The sequence below is a fragment of the Flavobacterium sp. RHBU_24 genome (assembly GCF_046613695.1).
GTDB lineage: Bacteria > Bacteroidota > Bacteroidia > Flavobacteriales > Flavobacteriaceae > Flavobacterium.
On record NZ_JBKJHD010000008.1, the window covers coordinates 1 to 15,121 of the forward strand.

Annotated in this window: 16 protein-coding genes and 1 tRNA gene; 9 read left to right on the forward strand and 8 right to left on the reverse strand. The window is 41.8% G+C overall.

Features of this window, described 5'->3' with window-relative positions; all coding sequences use genetic code 11:
- Nucleotides 1–200 precede the first annotated feature (200 nt).
- Together ACLI09_RS09505 and ACLI09_RS09510 are read right to left on the reverse strand one after the other, a co-directional pair.
- The gene (locus ACLI09_RS09505) at nt 201–1,463 is read right to left on the reverse strand and encodes a hypothetical protein (protein ID WP_411419379.1); all 1,263 of its coding nucleotides are present in this window, start codon (nt 1,461–1,463) and stop codon (nt 201–203) included.
- A gap of 393 nt (nt 1,464–1,856) precedes the next feature.
- On the reverse strand, nt 1,857–2,069 hold the full coding sequence (locus tag ACLI09_RS09510; protein ID WP_411419380.1) for a hypothetical protein: 213 nt from the start codon (nt 2,067–2,069) through the stop codon (nt 1,857–1,859).
- A 647-nt stretch (nt 2,070–2,716) separates the two neighbouring features.
- On the opposite strand from ACLI09_RS09510, the gene ACLI09_RS09515 reads away from it, so the two are divergent.
- The 6 genes from ACLI09_RS09515 to ACLI09_RS09540 all read left to right on the forward strand — a co-directional run bounded on the left by ACLI09_RS09515 (nt 2,717) and on the right by ACLI09_RS09540 (nt 8,662).
- Complete coding sequence (locus tag ACLI09_RS09515; RefSeq protein ID WP_411419381.1) at nt 2,717–3,121, forward strand: hypothetical protein; 405 nt, start codon at nt 2,717–2,719, stop codon at nt 3,119–3,121.
- A gap of 2 nt (nt 3,122–3,123) precedes the next feature.
- Complete coding sequence (locus tag ACLI09_RS09520) at nt 3,124–3,393, forward strand: hypothetical protein (RefSeq protein ID WP_411419382.1); 270 nt, start codon at nt 3,124–3,126, stop codon at nt 3,391–3,393.
- A 579-nt stretch (nt 3,394–3,972) separates the two neighbouring features.
- Nucleotides 3,973–5,178 (forward strand): hypothetical protein, encoded by a 1,206-nt coding sequence (locus tag ACLI09_RS09525; protein WP_411419383.1) that lies wholly within the window; start codon nt 3,973–3,975, stop codon nt 5,176–5,178.
- Nucleotides 5,179–5,562: 384 nt separating this feature from the next.
- On the forward strand, nt 5,563–6,711 hold the full coding sequence (locus ACLI09_RS09530; protein WP_411419384.1) for a phage tail tape measure protein: 1,149 nt from the start codon (nt 5,563–5,565) through the stop codon (nt 6,709–6,711).
- Nucleotides 6,689–7,897, forward strand: a complete 1,209-nt coding sequence (locus ACLI09_RS09535; RefSeq protein WP_411419385.1) for a hypothetical protein — start codon at nt 6,689–6,691, stop codon at nt 7,895–7,897. The genes ACLI09_RS09530 and ACLI09_RS09535 overlap by 23 nt, the downstream gene beginning before the upstream one ends.
- A gap of 30 nt (nt 7,898–7,927) precedes the next feature.
- The gene (locus tag ACLI09_RS09540) at nt 7,928–8,662 is read left to right on the forward strand and encodes a hypothetical protein (protein WP_411419386.1); all 735 of its coding nucleotides are present in this window, start codon (nt 7,928–7,930) and stop codon (nt 8,660–8,662) included.
- A 39-nt stretch (nt 8,663–8,701) separates the two neighbouring features.
- Here ACLI09_RS09540 and ACLI09_RS09545 read toward each other — a convergent pair.
- The 4 genes from ACLI09_RS09545 to ACLI09_RS09560 all read right to left on the reverse strand — a co-directional run bounded on the left by ACLI09_RS09545 (nt 8,702) and on the right by ACLI09_RS09560 (nt 11,237).
- A tRNA-His gene (locus tag ACLI09_RS09545) sits at nt 8,702–8,777 on the reverse strand.
- Nucleotides 8,778–8,840: 63 nt separating this feature from the next.
- Nucleotides 8,841–9,557, reverse strand: a complete 717-nt coding sequence (bshB1, locus tag ACLI09_RS09550; protein ID WP_411419387.1) for a bacillithiol biosynthesis deacetylase BshB1 — start codon at nt 9,555–9,557, stop codon at nt 8,841–8,843.
- Nucleotides 9,558–9,661: 104 nt separating this feature from the next.
- Nucleotides 9,662–10,720, reverse strand: a complete 1,059-nt coding sequence (locus ACLI09_RS09555) for a chorismate-binding protein (protein WP_411419388.1) — start codon at nt 10,718–10,720, stop codon at nt 9,662–9,664.
- A 79-nt stretch (nt 10,721–10,799) separates the two neighbouring features.
- Entirely contained in the window at nt 10,800–11,237 is a 438-nt protein-coding gene (locus tag ACLI09_RS09560; RefSeq protein WP_411419389.1) for a PaaI family thioesterase, read from the reverse strand.
- A gap of 169 nt (nt 11,238–11,406) precedes the next feature.
- Between ACLI09_RS09560 and ACLI09_RS09565 the strand changes: the two genes are divergently transcribed.
- Entirely contained in the window at nt 11,407–12,990 is a 1,584-nt protein-coding gene (locus ACLI09_RS09565; RefSeq protein ID WP_411419390.1) for a hypothetical protein, read from the forward strand.
- A 70-nt stretch (nt 12,991–13,060) separates the two neighbouring features.
- Entirely contained in the window at nt 13,061–13,702 is a 642-nt protein-coding gene (locus ACLI09_RS09570; protein WP_411419391.1) for a DUF1579 family protein, read from the forward strand.
- A gap of 123 nt (nt 13,703–13,825) precedes the next feature.
- Here ACLI09_RS09570 and ACLI09_RS09575 read toward each other — a convergent pair whose 3' ends face one another.
- Together ACLI09_RS09575 and ACLI09_RS09580 are read right to left on the reverse strand one after the other, a co-directional pair.
- On the reverse strand, nt 13,826–14,119 hold the full coding sequence (locus tag ACLI09_RS09575) for a hypothetical protein (protein ID WP_411419392.1): 294 nt from the start codon (nt 14,117–14,119) through the stop codon (nt 13,826–13,828).
- Between the two features lie 7 nt (nt 14,120–14,126).
- Nucleotides 14,127–14,402 carry a hypothetical protein gene (locus ACLI09_RS09580; protein WP_411419393.1) on the reverse strand — a complete coding sequence of 92 codons (276 nt, stop codon included), beginning with the start codon at nt 14,400–14,402 and terminating at the stop codon, nt 14,127–14,129.
- Nucleotides 14,403–14,550: 148 nt separating this feature from the next.
- Here ACLI09_RS09580 and ACLI09_RS09585 point away from each other — a divergent pair, with 148 nt between their 5' ends.
- Nucleotides 14,551–15,093, forward strand: coding sequence for a hypothetical protein (locus ACLI09_RS09585; RefSeq protein WP_411419394.1), 543 nt, complete (start codon nt 14,551–14,553; stop codon nt 15,091–15,093).
- Nucleotides 15,094–15,121: the final 28 nt, after the last annotated feature.

The window sequence follows — 15,121 nt, forward strand, 5'->3', positions numbered from 1 at the left end:
GACTTTGTTTGTGTTTGGATTACAGTTAACTAAAGCTATTAACTAGCAACTTGAATTAGTTAGTTTGAAAGCTAGTCAAATATACAATATTGGTTCTAAATCGACTAATAAAATTTAATACACAATTCTCATAATAAATAGTATTCACTTCCACCTAGTGGGTAAGCCGATATTTTTAGAACTAAGATAATTACAGTTTACTAATCATCCTTTTTCTTCGAAAAATAACTTGTTGAAAACTCCTTAAAGAACTCTGTTAATGCCTCAGGCTTCTCCTTTAGCATTTTCATTAGGGCAGGATTATTTAAAAGCTCCTGCCATGGACTGCCATGTGTCTCCTTATCCATAAACCTTATAGGCAATTCATCTAAGCGTGTTAAGGCAGAAGCAAATAGTCTTGCCTCTAACGCCGGGTCTATTCTAGCGGCTTCTGTTCGATAGCCTTCATATGCTTTTGCCACAGACGATTTAAAAGCATAGTCCTCTGACAGCTTAAAACGCTGCCCTATTTGCTTTGTGGCGATCCATGCAAACCAAATTGGAGCACCCAAACTCAGTACAGAAAGAAATATTAGTATCCATATATTTCCGGTTACAAATGTTCTGTCTTTTAAAGCATCATTTACAGCAGTAAATCGTTCATGTCCAATATAAATGCCGCTTCCGAGAGCAACAAATAATAGCACTACCCAAAGCCACATTGACTGCGTTAACTTTTTTGCCCTGGAATCAAAAGATGCCGCAAGGCCAACAGTTGTAGCAAGGCCGTATGCCTCATTTGCTCTTTTTATTATTTGGTCTGCTTCAGTCTTTCGTTTATCAAGTTCTATAAATATGTTATCAAATTCAACCTTCGTAGTAGCAGCCTGCAGATTCAATCGTTCAATATTTTTAGAATCATTTTCAGACCTTTCTTTAGCGCCTCCAATTTGATTTAGTTCCTGTTCTAAAGTTTCAATAAGCTTTCCCGCATCATTTATTGTTTTTATATAGGATGCAAGTTTGTCTTTATCCTTAATCAATTCGCTGAGTTCGCTTTCGGTTTGAGTTATACTTTTTACTAGCGATTTTGGCAAAGAATTTTTATCCACATGCTCCCAGTCGTTATAAAAGGGGCTTATTATTAAGTCAATACATTGTAAGAGATTTAGTAAACCATTAACTCTGCCCACTACTTGTTGAGCATTAAAAAATCCACTTAGGCTATTGACTTTATAATGAATGAGCCTTTCATGTAGCAGTACCAAACTATTAAAAGTATCATCGTCGCCTTCAGCAATATCAAATTTTTCTAGCTTTTTCACCAGGGAACTAATCAAGCCCAACACTATTTTTCTGTTTATAGGAGGTGCGGATATATTTAATATATCAAACTGTTCGTCTGCTCTGCTATAAGTATGGTTGTTCAGTTTGATTGAAATTTCATTCAACTCGGTGATTAGAAGTCCGGCTATATCATTCATTGTTGTTTGTAAATCAGTTCCCTCAAAGCTACTCAAAAAAAAAATTAAATGTTAAAATTATTCTGACAAACAAACAAAAATACCCTTTAATGGGTATAAAAATCCCGACAATTTGCCGGGATTCATCCTGGTTAGAGAATTATTCTCGATAGCTTTTTCAACAGCTTAAGCACTTTTTTGAAATCTTTTTCAGTAATCTTTACGTTGATACTTAAGGCAAATCTAATTTTGGTTTTCATTTTTTTTGATTTAAAATTTGCCATCGAGAGTTTCAACTGGTCTGAAGGACGGATTTTAGAAACTCCTACATATCTGTAGGGAGCTGGACACCAAAAACGGCGCAAAAAAAAGGCCCGATGATTCATCGGGCCTTCTGTTGGAGATTGGGTTTCGTTACTTGAGGTGCAACGCGGTTATACAAACATCGATTACGTCCTTCAGATTGTCGCTAATCCATCCGACAATAACATCGGCCAACATCCAGTTTCCGATATTTTTTGCCGTTTTTTGCGCCCAGTTTCCTACTTGCGTAGTTTTGGCATTTACCCAGATCAGGGCAGCTGCCGTGTTTGATTTTAGCCATTGTTTGGCTGTTTGTAAAATCATCGTTTTAATTTTTTTTGAGTGATCTCGCGGTGGTTGGTTTCTCTTAAGGTCTTGTCGAATCAAAAAGGTTCCGGGTTTTACTGGTACTTTAGTTCGAATAATAGGACACTAAAAATCAAAACATTCACCATATTTATGTCTTGATGTAAAGGTCTTTATTGCAACTCTTTTACAATAGGACAGATTATGTAATAACAAGAAAGCCATATGATATAAAACACTAACAATCAGTATTCTAAAATTTTAATTTAGGACACTTTTTTTTCATCATTAAAAAGCCTAGTATTTACAAGGGTTCACTATAGGACAATTTGGTAAAATATTCTCTCGCCCAATGCGGGAAATTTCATTTTTATTCATATTTTAGCCTCGCTAAATACAGTTGCCTGAACTCAAATCAGGAGACATATCTTTATAATAATAATGGCGGAGTCCGGTGTCAGTAATGCCCCGGGAATTACTTCACTTAGGTGACTGTGTTTAGCAGCTCCGCCACCATTATTCCTTTTTATGTTATGCTAAACACAGAAAAAAAGGCATTTATTAATGTCAACCCGCGCCGCAAGCGCACGCAAACCAAGCTATTTTTTAACGCTGTAGTAATTAAGAGTCAATTATTTAACTTAGCATCTGTAAACCTGTAGGTTATGGATGCAAAAACAACGCTTGTTTTGTTGTACCAGGACGGTACGCAAAACCCCCATGCCGATTGTTCAGTACTCGAACTGGTGCGTGGCCCCGAGTCGCGCAGCTTCAGCGAGAATGCGCCACTGGCCATCCTTCGCCCGGATATTGGCCTGCACATCCTTTACGATGCCTATCGCCTGGGAATGTACCGCCAGGGACTCGACACTTTTGATGAAGTACTCGAGGAACTTTCTTTTGAAGCCCTGTACCGAAACGAACTCCTGTTAAAAGACGATCGCGGCAATGAGGCCGACCCCGGCAGCCTCTGGAAATTGCGCTCAGGCACACTCATCCTTGTGGGCGATGATGCTCACCTTACCATTGATTTTGCCAATGCCGAACCTCTATTTAACAGGATTGCCTAAAAATGACCACAACATCCTTTGTCCCTAACTTCGGCCGTATGCCGGTATTAGGTGCGTTGCCCGCAGCCCTGCAATTGCCTGTGGCGTTACTGGGCCAGGTTAACAGTGTTGATGCTGTGGTATCTGATGAACGCGTGGTATACGTTTGCTTTAAGTATCATAAAGAGGCGCAGTATACGGAAGCTCTGCGTTGCTTCCGGGGTGTTATTCCCCGGTACATTAATATAGATAAACGGCATCATTGCATGACGCTCACATTTGCCTGTACATAACTAAAAATCCCCTTGAATGGGGATTTATTAATTTACCCGAAATTAATAAATTGCATTGTTTTTCATTATTAATATGTTAGAACTAGTGAATAGAATTTTTGACTATATAAATGACTACAGTTTTCTGATTGCGCTGGTTTTTATAGCTATAGGGCTTTTACTTTTATACTTAGCCGACCGTGGTCGCTGGTATGTTTGGGTCATAAACAGCATGAGGAAATTGTCAAAATGGTGTTTTGTAGTTGCTGTAATCGTACTTTTAATACCAACTAAGGATTGGTATGGCTGGAAAGTTATTGGACTAATTGGTGATATTGGAAAATTACTGGGGATTGATAAAATCATAGAATTGTTTCGTCCACCGGAGCACCCGCCCGAATTTCCCCATCCGCCAAGATTTCCCAGGGTACCATAATTTAAAAAACGGTTACTGCTTCCTGTAATTACATAACATACCTACAAAAACATTTCAACTTCAATATCTATAATATACTTTCCTTTTGTTAAAACATTTGTAAAAAACCGTAACGTACACACCAACAATTAATTATATTTGAAAACCAACTATTTATTTCTACCATGGGGAAATCTGAAATTGATAAAACTTCACAAACAAAACCAAATTCCGGATCTAAGTCAAGCTATGGGGGTTGTGGATGTTTACTTGCGATTATACCTATAGTATTGCATCACTATGGGTATTTAAAACTCGCAAATTTCATTCACTATTTATTGAGTTCCTTGTGGAAATCAGTACTTGTTTTATTGATTTTGGGTTTTATATTGATACAATTAACTTATCTTCAAAAAGAAAACTCTAAATTAAAGGGGAACATTAAAGAAATTTGGGATCAGATATGTGCATTCCCCATATTAAATTATATATTGAAAATTGCACCTCTTATTGTAACTCCTTTTGATCTAATAAAGGGAAAAATAAGATCTAAATCCCTTCTGCTGGGATCAATATTCTATGTAATAGGTATAATGGCATTAGCAGTACCCTTATCTAAGGAATTAAATCTGCCCCCAGGGGAAAAATCCGCTGCGTATTTAATATATTATGTACAGTCAAAACAATGGCAGAATAATCCAATAGATGATAATCCTATCCATAATATTTTACCATATATTATGGATAAGTATATTTATAAAGATAATTTCATATCTCAGCAAAGTACAAATCAGCAACTCGCTTTATACATTTTAGAATCCCGTATGGACGAAAATCCCGAATTAGAAATGTATTCAGAATTTATTGTTGATGGGATGTCAGGCCTTCAATTAGTATTGGAGTCAAAATTGAATATTAGGACTGCTGATGATGTAAAAAAATTACTTAGCAAAAAGGATACGCCATCCGAATTAAAGATTGCGTATTATGAAGCAGCTTCTGAAATTGAAGGGAACAAATTTTGGGATAGAATAATTGAATATGCAATAGACATAATACTTATAGTAATCCTTGGATGTATTTTCTCGCTAATGAAACGCGGAAAAAAGAACTATAAACATTCTATTTCATGTAGTGCTTATATGTATGCTTCAATGTCACTTTTTCATATTATTTGCTTTATTCCACTGGCTCTGGTAAATCCGCTTTTCATTGCCAATTCTATAACATTAATACTGGATTTTCTTTTTCTAGAGACTTGGCTAATATTTACAATGCCGGACATTTTAAAAATATCGCGCTTAAAAAGTTTCGTGATTGGAAATGTTGTATTCATAGGGGTGCAAATCGTTGGCATAATGATAGCAAACTTTTCCTTAGGTTTGTTTTAAAATCTATTACCAATATCTAGTTAAAGCCCCACTCTTGGGGCTTTTTTCATGTTACAGCGTTTCTAATCGGCGCGCCTTTCTTTTACGGGTAAAATTTTATCCATGGCCAGGCGCATTTCAGACGAGCAGATTAAGCTTACCATAATTATCAATGGCAATGAGGCCTAGAAGGAAATTCTGGACCTTGAGAAGGCGAATTTTAAGCTGCGAACTGAACTGAAGGAACAGGAATCCCAGTTAAAAAAACTGGAGCGACAGAAGAAAACCGATACCGAGGAATACCGGAAACTTTCGTTAGCCATAAGGTCAAACACTGCCGCCGTTACTGAAAACGATGCCAGTATAAAAAAACTAACATCTGAGCTTAGCCTGGCCGACAAAACAATGGGGCAGTTGCGCACTGAAGCTACAATGCTCCAGGCAACCTTACGCCATTTAGTTCCGGGTACGGCAGACTTTGAAAAATACAACGCCGAGCTGGGCAAAGTCACTGCCAGGATGGACGAGCTCAAAGGCAAGGGTAAAGAAGCCAGCTGGAGCATAGGCGGCCTGGCCGATAAATTTAACCGATACGCTGCCCTGGGTGCATCGGTTATTGCCGCGGGTACCGGTATGGTGCTCTCTGTACAAAAAATACTCGACTTTAACGGTAAATTGTCTGATTCATATGTAAATGTGCAAAAGACCACCGGCATGACCAGGAAAGAAGTAGACGAACTTTCCAAATCATTTGGCCTGCTTAAAACACGTACCTCCCGTGCCGACCTTTTAAATATTGCGGCCGTAGGCGGGGAACTGGGAGTTGCAAAGGAAGAAATTGCCAGCTTCGTTAAAGTAATGAACAAATCGGCCGTTGCCCTGGGCGATGCCTTTGAAGGCGGTCCTGAAGTAGTGGCCAATAAGTTGGGAAAAATTAAAGGGCTGTATGAAGAACTGCGCAACAGTGGTGTTGAACCGGCATTTGAAAGCGTTGGATCCGCTTTAAATGAACTGGGGGCCGATGGTACCGCCAGCGCCCATAACGTGGCAGAGTTTGTCCAGGCTGTGGGCACAATCCCCGGAAAGCTCAAGCCTTCTATCCAGCAGGCGCTTGGCCTGGGTGCAGCTTTTGAAGAAAGCGGCCTTATGGCTGAAATTGCCGGAAATAATTACGGCAAATTAATCGGCATTGCTTCCCTTGATTACGCTGCTTTCGCAAAGGTAATGGGCCGCCCGGCAGAAGAACTGAAACAACTCATCAATACCGACCCTACAGAATTTTTCCTGCAGTTTGCACAATCGCTTAAAGGGCTGGATGCGACAGAACTTTCTAAAATACTGGATTATCTGAAGCTGAACGATCAGCAGGTAAAACAGGTGTTGGGCGCGGCTTCAGACAACGTGCAGAAGTTCCGGGATAAAATAAGCCTTGCCGGTACTGCCATGAGCGAGGCCACATCGCTTACCGAAGAATATGACTTGAAAAACAACAACCTGGCAGCAACGCTCGAAAGGTTGAAAAAAAACGGTTGTGGGCTGGTTTACTTCAGATAGCGTGGTGGCATTCATTACTTCGGCGGTAGACAAGTTTGCAAAATTTGTGGGCGCTATCGAAGATACCGGTGGCGGAATGACCGCTTTCCGGAACACACTTGTTTTTTTGGCGAAGGCTATTGTTGTTGTGTCATCCGCCCTGGTTACCAATGTAACATGGATGAAAATCATCGCCCTTACCACAACCGAAGCCTGGCAGGCATCAAAACTATATACGCTGGGCTTAAAAGCAAAGGTTGTAATGGAAAATATTGGCATTGTGGCGTCTCAGGCCTATGCCGCCGTAACCATGCTATTAACCGGGAATATTAAGGGTGCAACACAGGCCATCCGGGTAATGGCCACAACAATGAAAACCACGCCGTGGGGATTGGTTTTAAGCCTCGTGGCGGCTGTGGCGGCTGCATACATTGTCTTTGCCGACAGTGAGGATAAAGCCACCAGACAGGCCAAAATGTTTAATGATGTAATTGCCGATGCCGCAATTGAAGTGAAGAAAGAAAAAGACGCGCTGGCCATGCGCCTGAAGGTTGCAAATGACATGAACCGGTCTGAAAAGGACCGCAAAAGAGCCCTGGAGGAAATCATCGCGCTGAACCCGGAAATGCTGAAAGGCCTTACCCTGGAAAATATCGCAACCAAGGAGGGTAAAAAATTGCTTGATGAATATATCGTTGCCCTCGAAAAATCTGCCAGGGCAAAAGCGGTGGCCTCTAAAATTACAGAACTGTACGGCCAGTTGCTGGACGTGGAAAAGTCAAGCCTTAAGGATAACATCAGTTATATGGAGCAGCTGTGGAATGTTGCAAAAACTGGTGGCGGCACAATGCCCGGTAGCACCGCATATGCAATTTTACAAACCGCGCTAAAAAATAAAGAGGGCGCAAAACAGGAAATACAGGAAGTAATAGACCAGCTTTTAAAAGAGCAGGCCGCTAATTACACTGCAAAAATAGAAGTGGATGCCGACCCTAAAGGTACGGCCACACTTCCCGGCGATGCAGGAAAAGACAAAGCCAGCGAGCGCGCCGCTGAGAAAGCCCGGAAACTTCGCGAAAAATCACGCAAGGAAGCACAGGATGAGGCAAAAAAAGCCATTGAGGATAATTTAGACCTGGAGCGCAAGGCCATTGATGACCGCCTGGCGCTAATGACTGAAGGTTTTGATAAGGAAGAAGCCCTGTAGAATGAAAACCACAGGCGAAAACTGGCTGATTTGCAAAAAGAATTGATAGAGCAGTCGCAGCTGGACCAGGTAGACGCTAAAATTCAGGACCCCAATGCCGATAAACTTACCAAGGCATACTGGAAGCACGTAAAAGAAGCCTGGAGAGAGAAAAACGCGCACATCAACAACCTTATTGAAATAGAGGAGAGCAGGCATACACTGGCGCTCGAAACGATTTACACAAAAGCCGAATCAAAAAGGCTTCAGGATATACAGGCCGATTTTGACCGTGAGGCAATGCTCAGGCAGGCAGCACATAATACAGAGCTTGCCCGGATAGGCAAATCGCGCAAGGAAATTGAGGACGAATTCAACAAGCAGTACTTTGCCGACGGCGTATCTGAAGCCGAGCAGAAACGCCTGAAACAACAGTTGGCCACCGACCTTGCCGCATTGTCCCATCGGGAAAAAGCAAAACAGGACTTGCAGGATAAATTCAATCAGGAAGAGTACGACAACCTTATTGCGCACCTCAAAAACCTGCTTGCGGCCAAAGAAGAAATTTTTGCAGACAGGAACAGTAAAATCGAATTTGAATTACTGACGGATGCCGAGAAAAAAGCGGTTGAAGATGATTTTTTAAGTGCGGATTTGGCGGTAGTTGTACGCCAGTCTTTAGGTGATGCCCATGGTTCAGTATGGGTACACCCGTTAAAAGTTTGTGTCATAACGGTAGTTTTACATTGTCGTTTGATAAAAGCTACACGTCTCGAAAGTGAATAAAAAAAGCCGAAACCCCTTTTGGGAGTGGGTTTCGGCTAAGGGTGGAATACCGGGCTCGAACCGGCGACCTCTAGAACCACAATCTAGCGCTCTAACCAACTGAGCTAAAACCACCATCTGTTTTGCGAGGGCAAATATATTACGTTATTGTTACGTTTGCAAGCAAAAAACATATTTTTTATATCAAATCTCCTAAGCTGTTCACTGCCAAATACCTTTCTACCGTAAAACCTTCGGCATACTCAGTATTTATAAGCCTGCCAAGGTCGGCTGCACGGTAAAGTATACTGTCCTTAAAGTTTTTTGTAGCTATGGGCGTAACCGGCTCATTGCTGTCAGGGTCATAAAACTGCGACTTATATGCCATAAGCGAGGCAACTTTTATATCCATAAAGCCGGTAACATCAACCACAAAATCGGGCTCCAGGTTTTTCCATTGTATATAGTGGTATACTAGCTTTGGCCTCCAGGCTTCCTGGTTTTCATCTTCCAAAACAGTTTCTATGCGGCGCAGGCCGGAGAGAAAACAGGCATCGCTAACCAGCTTGCTGCCTTTTCCATGGTCTATATGGCGGTCATCTACCGCGTTGGCAATAACAATTTCCGGTTGGTATTTGCGTATCATTTTTATCACCTCCAGCTGATGGGCTTCGTCATTGGTAAAAAATGCATCGCGAAACCTTAAGTTTTCCCTTATGGTAATGCCCAGTATTTTAGCGGCATCGGCGGCTTCTCCATCGCGTATATCGGCAGTACCCCGGGTGCCCAGTTCGCCACGCGTAAGGTCTACAATACCGACTTTTTTACCCAGTGAAATTTCTTTTGCCAGGGTTGCCCCGCAGCTAAGTTCCACATCATCAGGATGGGAACCAAAAACAAGTATATCGAGTTTCATGCTTTAAGTTTCTTAGCGGCTTAGCTACTTAGCTGCTTAGCCGATGCAAAGGTACAAAGTTTTTCAGAAGCCCTGTAGCCCAATCTAAAATCTAAAATCTCAAATCAGAGTGCCCGCCGCATTGTCATGCTTTTATTCACCGTTTCAAAAAATTCCTTTTCGGGGTCGCTGTTTTTAGTGATACCGCAGCCAACGAACAGTTGTGCATTTCCTGCTGACAACTTCATGCTGCGCAGGTTTACAAACAAGTCGGTTTTAGGTTGCCTGGTGGCAAAATCATGGTTCAGTTCGCCCAAAAAGCCACTGTAGTATTCCCGGTTATAGCCTTCATTTTGTAAAAGCCATTCCTTAGCTTGCTGTTTCGGTAGGCCGCATACTGCAGGCGTAGGGTGCAGCGTTTTAATTACATCGGCAAGGCTGACTGTTTCGCTAAGTTCTGCACTAATATCTGTTTTTATATGTACTATTCCCCCGGCCCTAAAGGTATAAGGCTCGGTTGTAACTACAGATTCCGAAAAAGGCTTCAGGTGATTCACTATATAATTGGTTACAAAAAGTTGCTCCTGCTGTTCCTTTTCCTCCCATACTGTAGTTTCTGCAGGGTTATACAGCTGCGTACCGGCAAGAGCTACCGTATGTACGGCATTATTTTCGACCTTAAGTAACTGTTCAGGTGTCGCTCCCATCCATAATCCACTTAACGGACTATAGAATACGTACCTGAACGCATTAGGGTACAATGCTAAAAGCTTTTTGTAGATGCCTTCCACACTGCTTACTGTCTCTACCGTTTCGGTACGGGATGCCACCAGCTTTTCAAAACCGTTATGCTTTATTACTTCGATACATTTGGTTACTAAAGCCTCAAAATCACGTTTTCCTTCAATATTTATTTCGGGAGCACGGGCGTGATTTGCAATAGTGCCATCGTTCTCCTTTACTTCAGCCACCACAATCTGCGCTTTATCATAAGGTATAAATACGGTTTCACCATCGGTAAAAGGCGCAAAGATAAATCCGCTGCCGTTCAATTCCGCGTTAGTAAAAGTTTCAGGTGTTGTTTGAAAAACCCCTGTAAGGCTGCTGCTGCCCGGCTTGGCATATACCGCAAACGGCAGCTTAGCCTCATATTGCTTTTTTAATTTTAAAAATATATCGGTCATCTAGTTGTTTGTTGAGATTGTCAGAAGTCCGAGGTCGGAAGTCCGATGCCTATTGCTGCAAACTGCGACTGAACACTGACTACTGACCGCTGCTTTTCTTCCTCGGCAGTATCATATTAGTAATCTTGCACAGCGATATCAGGCGGTCCTGTTCATCAGTTATTTTTATTTCCCACAGGTGTATGCTCCTGCCCTGGTGTACAATACGGGCAGTACCTGTAACCATGCCTTCGCGCTTGCTGCGCAGGTGGTTAGCCGATATTTCTATGCCGCGCACTTCCTGTACCTCAGGGTTTATAAACAGTAACGATGCCGCGCTGCCCACACTCTCGGCCAGGGCCACGCTTGCCCCGCCGTGCAGTAAGCCCATAGGTTGGTGTACGGTTGGGTTTACAGGCATAGTAGCCTGCAGGAAGCCCTCGGCAGCATCAGTATATACAATGCCCAGTGTTTCCATAAGGGTATTTTTGCTATAGTCGTTGCACAGTTTAAGCGCTCTTTCTTTATCAAATGCCATTTGGTAAAATATTTTTGCAAAAATACGAAAGTATGGAATGCGAATGACGCGGATTGAGCGGACGGGCGCGCATTTATTTGACTTATGTATAAACTAAAACCTCCGCGACAGCGTTTACTTACTGACTAATAAAAATTTTAGCTATTTTTACCAAAAATTGTTATTTGCTATGCGCCAACTTATATACCTGCTGCTCATTGGTTTTTGTATTACGCTGTCATCCTGCCGGGATGATTTTGAATTTAAGCCCAGCAGCGGCGGTTTAGAATTTAGCCGCGATACCGTATACTTAGACACGGTGTTTACTAACATTGGTTCAAGCACATACACGCTAAAAGTATACAACCACAGTAATGAGGATATCAGCATACCCAGCATAAAACTTGGCCAGGGCCAAAACTCTAAATACCGCCTTATGGTAGACGGTATTCCCGGAAAAGAATTCAGCAATGTAGAGCTACTGGCAAAAGACAGCATGTTTGTGTTTATTGAAACCACAATAGATTATACAGAGTATGCCAATAACTCCACAACATTTTTATATACCGATAACATACAGTTTAGCAGCACGGGCGAAACGCAGAAGGTAGAATTAGTTACATTGGTGCAGGATGCATACTTTCTATACCCGCAACGCGACCAGGAGGGAAACTATGAAACCATACCATATAACGATACGTTAAATGTATATGGCTTTAACCTTGACCATTTAGACCATGATGACGAATACCACTGGAATAACACAAAGCCTTATGTAATATATGGGTATGGGGCGGTACCCACCGGCGAAACCCTTACGGTAGATCCCGGCGCGCGCGTACATTTTCATGCCGATTCAGGGCTTATTATAAAACAGGGCGGCAAGCTGGTAGTTAACGGTGGCCTTTCCAACACCGATGCAATGGAAAATGAGGTGATTTTTGAAGGCGACCGCCTGGAAACTGATTTTGCCGACATACCCGGGCAGTGGGGCGCTATAATTGTAATGTCTGACCAGGAAAATACCATAAACCACCTTACCCTTAAAAATGCGGGTGTGGGCATACTCGCGCAGGCACAACAAGCGGGTATTTTCCCTAAGCTTACCATAAATAACAGCCAGATATATAACTGCGCTAACTTTGGCATTCTCGCTGTGGGCGCTACAATCTCAGGGGAAAATTTTGTGGCTAATAACGCAGGCACGGCAGCAGTAGCGTTTACACGTGGCGGTACCTATAACTTTAAGTATAGCACATTCGGTAATTATTTTAACAGCTACAACCAGGTGCCATTGCTGCTAAACGATTACCAGCAGGTAAGCGAAACTGCCATAACCGTGCAGGACCTTACGGCCAATTTTGAAAACTGCATTATGTATGGCTCATCAAACCTAAGTGTCTCAATGGAAAAAGTTGAGGGTGGTGGTACGGACTTCCATATTAATTACCGCAACTCCCTGCTAAAATTAATAGACTTGGGCAACCAGCTTAATAGCAACCCATTGTATCCGGGTACTGCAAATGCAGCTGATACTACAAATATGGTAGAATATACCGCATGTAAAATTGCTACCAACACCACTGACAATAAGCCCGATTTTATAGATGCACCTAACAACAAGCTACAGCTGATAACCGGTACTGAAGGAGATGGCCCCGAAGGCACGGCAGACCCTGAAGTTGATACGTTATTTACTACAGATATTACCGGCACCACCCGAAGCAGCACTCCGGATATGGGCGCGTATGAAAGTGTACCTGCTGAGGATTAACATATTATTACGATAATATTGTAGCTTTTTTCATAATTTTAGGGTGAAACATTCTAATAAACAAACCATTATGAAAAAAGTAATCTTAGGTGGCACTTTAGCCCTCCTTTGCCTTACCGGCTGCAAAAAAGAGACGGAAACCAATACGGTTACCAAAACCGATACTATTGTAATAACGGAAACTGATACTGTACCCAAGCCTGTAGATACGGCTGAAGTAAACAGGGCGTGGGCAGAATATATGGCCCCCGGAGAAATGCACAAGCTCCTGGCCGAAGAAACCGGCACATGGGATGTAACCATGACGTTTTGGGAAGGACCCGATGCTAAAGCCGAAACCGCCAGCGCTACCGCTAATGTAAATATGGTATTGGGCGGCCGTTACCAGGAAGCGATTTACAATGGTAATATGATGGGTATGGACTGGCAGGGTAAAAGTACGGTTTCTTATAACAACAAGACCGGGATGTTTACCTCAACATTTATAGACAATACCGGTACAGGCATGATGGTAGCCAAAGGGCATTATGATGAAGGGGTAAAAGCCATAATCTCTACCGGCGAAATGGCCGACGTTGTTACCGGTAAGCCTGTAAAATTCCGGGAGGTGTATACCTTTGTAGATGGCAAAACCCGAAAAATGGAAACGTTTGATAAAAAAGACGGGCTTAAGGAATATAAGAGTTTAGAAATTGTAATGAAGAGAAGGTGATTCGCATTGCTGTGCTATAAATCAAAATAACCGTAGTGTGGGCTACGGTTATCTCTTCGGTCAGGTGATTGGTGGCACAGCGAGGTGAGCGCCGTACCTGGTATTATGGGGTGTATTGACCTGCTATATATAGAATTCGGTATCCCAGTTTTTTAGTAACCAAAATGTAATCTCTTTTTTGTCTTTAATATTAATGGGCAGGTGGTTATAAATAAGGCTCTCGGCTTTTTTAAACGACATTAGGCTCGAAAGGTTTTGCGAACTGAAAAAATCGTTTATAAAACGCAGTATCTCTGCGCCGTTAGTACGGTCAAGCGTTTTTTTATTTTTAAGCGATGTATTGCTTACAGCCTCCCATTTGTAAGTGTAGGTAAGGCATTCTTTATCGAAACCCTGTTTGTATTTTATTGTAAACATACGTTGGCTATCGCTTAAAGTTATTGTCAAGCCAAACCATTACATCATAATGTGTTTTTACTGTATAGGGAAGGAGAGTTTTTATTTCCCATTCCAGTTTTTTTGCCGTTATGGGCGACATCCATCCTTTATAATCCATGTACCGGCTTACAAAAACCAGTATTTCAGTTATTTCCTTCCAGTTAAATAGCCTGTCATCAGGAAAAGCCATTGCCTTTTTCGATATGCTTTCTGCCATAACCCTATGGTCTGATCGCTTTATAAATGAAATCCTTAAATTCATAATCTGATTGGTTTTGTATGCGGTACAAATATTAAAAATTTGTTAAACGCGTTTTAGCGTGAAATTACCTGAATTATCAAATCAGGTAATTTTACCTACTACTTGCATAGTATAATAAATTGCAGTTATTTAGTAAAAAATGATGCTCATGAAAAAATTACTGCTTTTCTTTTTACTTATATGCTGCGTACCGGCAATAGCGCAAAGCGAAGGACAAAGCTTTTGCGGGGGCGACGAAGACGGAAATTACTTTCCGCTTATTAAAAAGAAAAAGTTGTTATGGTCTGACACCTGGTACGTTGAAGAATATAAAGGCGATATAACCCTAAATGGAAAGACCTATAAAGCCTTTAGGCAAAGCTGGAAAAACGGCACCATAGATCACATGTACCTTAGGGAGGAAGATGGTAAAGTCTTGCAATATGATGCCTGCTGCGAAACGGAAACCGTGCGTTACGACCAGTTTTTTGAGCAGGGCCATACCTGGCAATCTGAAAAAAAAGACGTAACCTATACCCTGCTTTCGTATCATGCCGAATTGCAAACCCCTTACTGCAATTACAGCAACCTTATGGCGGTTGAGGCACGATATGAGAAGGTAACTTTTATATTTTATTACCAGAAAGGCTACGGCTATGTAGGTGCAAAAAATAGGGATAAAGTAATATCATGTGCTACACCGGAGTGGTAAATAAAGGTATAAAAAAACAGCCCCGGTA

Bases quoted from the DNA above. Each gene is read 5' to 3' on its own strand.
- ACLI09_RS09510 (WP_411419380.1), bottom strand. From the start codon at position 2,069: ATGATTTTACAAACAGCCAAACAATGGCTAAAATCAAACACGGCAGCT.
- ACLI09_RS09560 (WP_411419389.1), bottom strand. From the start codon at position 11,237: ATGGCATTTGATAAAGAAAGAGCGCTTAAACTGTGCAACGACTATAGC.
- ACLI09_RS09525 (WP_411419383.1), top strand. From the start codon at position 3,973: ATGGGGAAATCTGAAATTGATAAAACTTCACAAACAAAACCAAATTCC.
- ACLI09_RS09570 (WP_411419391.1), top strand. From the start codon at position 13,061: ATGAAAAAAGTAATCTTAGGTGGCACTTTAGCCCTCCTTTGCCTTACC.
- ACLI09_RS09555 (WP_411419388.1), bottom strand. From the start codon at position 10,720: ATGACCGATATATTTTTAAAATTAAAAAAGCAATATGAGGCTAAGCTG.
- ACLI09_RS09565 (WP_411419390.1), top strand. From the start codon at position 11,407: ATGCGCCAACTTATATACCTGCTGCTCATTGGTTTTTGTATTACGCTG.
- ACLI09_RS09585 (WP_411419394.1), top strand. From the start codon at position 14,551: ATGAAAAAATTACTGCTTTTCTTTTTACTTATATGCTGCGTACCGGCA.
- bshB1 (WP_411419387.1), bottom strand. From the start codon at position 9,557: ATGAAACTCGATATACTTGTTTTTGGTTCCCATCCTGATGATGTGGAA.
- ACLI09_RS09505 (WP_411419379.1), bottom strand. From the start codon at position 1,463: ATGAATGATATAGCCGGACTTCTAATCACCGAGTTGAATGAAATTTCA.
- ACLI09_RS09580 (WP_411419393.1), bottom strand. From the start codon at position 14,402: ATGAATTTAAGGATTTCATTTATAAAGCGATCAGACCATAGGGTTATG.
- ACLI09_RS09515 (WP_411419381.1), top strand. From the start codon at position 2,717: ATGGATGCAAAAACAACGCTTGTTTTGTTGTACCAGGACGGTACGCAA.
- ACLI09_RS09575 (WP_411419392.1), bottom strand. From the start codon at position 14,119: ATGTTTACAATAAAATACAAACAGGGTTTCGATAAAGAATGCCTTACC.
- ACLI09_RS09530 (WP_411419384.1), top strand. From the start codon at position 5,563: ATGGGGCAGTTGCGCACTGAAGCTACAATGCTCCAGGCAACCTTACGC.
- ACLI09_RS09520 (WP_411419382.1), top strand. From the start codon at position 3,124: ATGACCACAACATCCTTTGTCCCTAACTTCGGCCGTATGCCGGTATTA.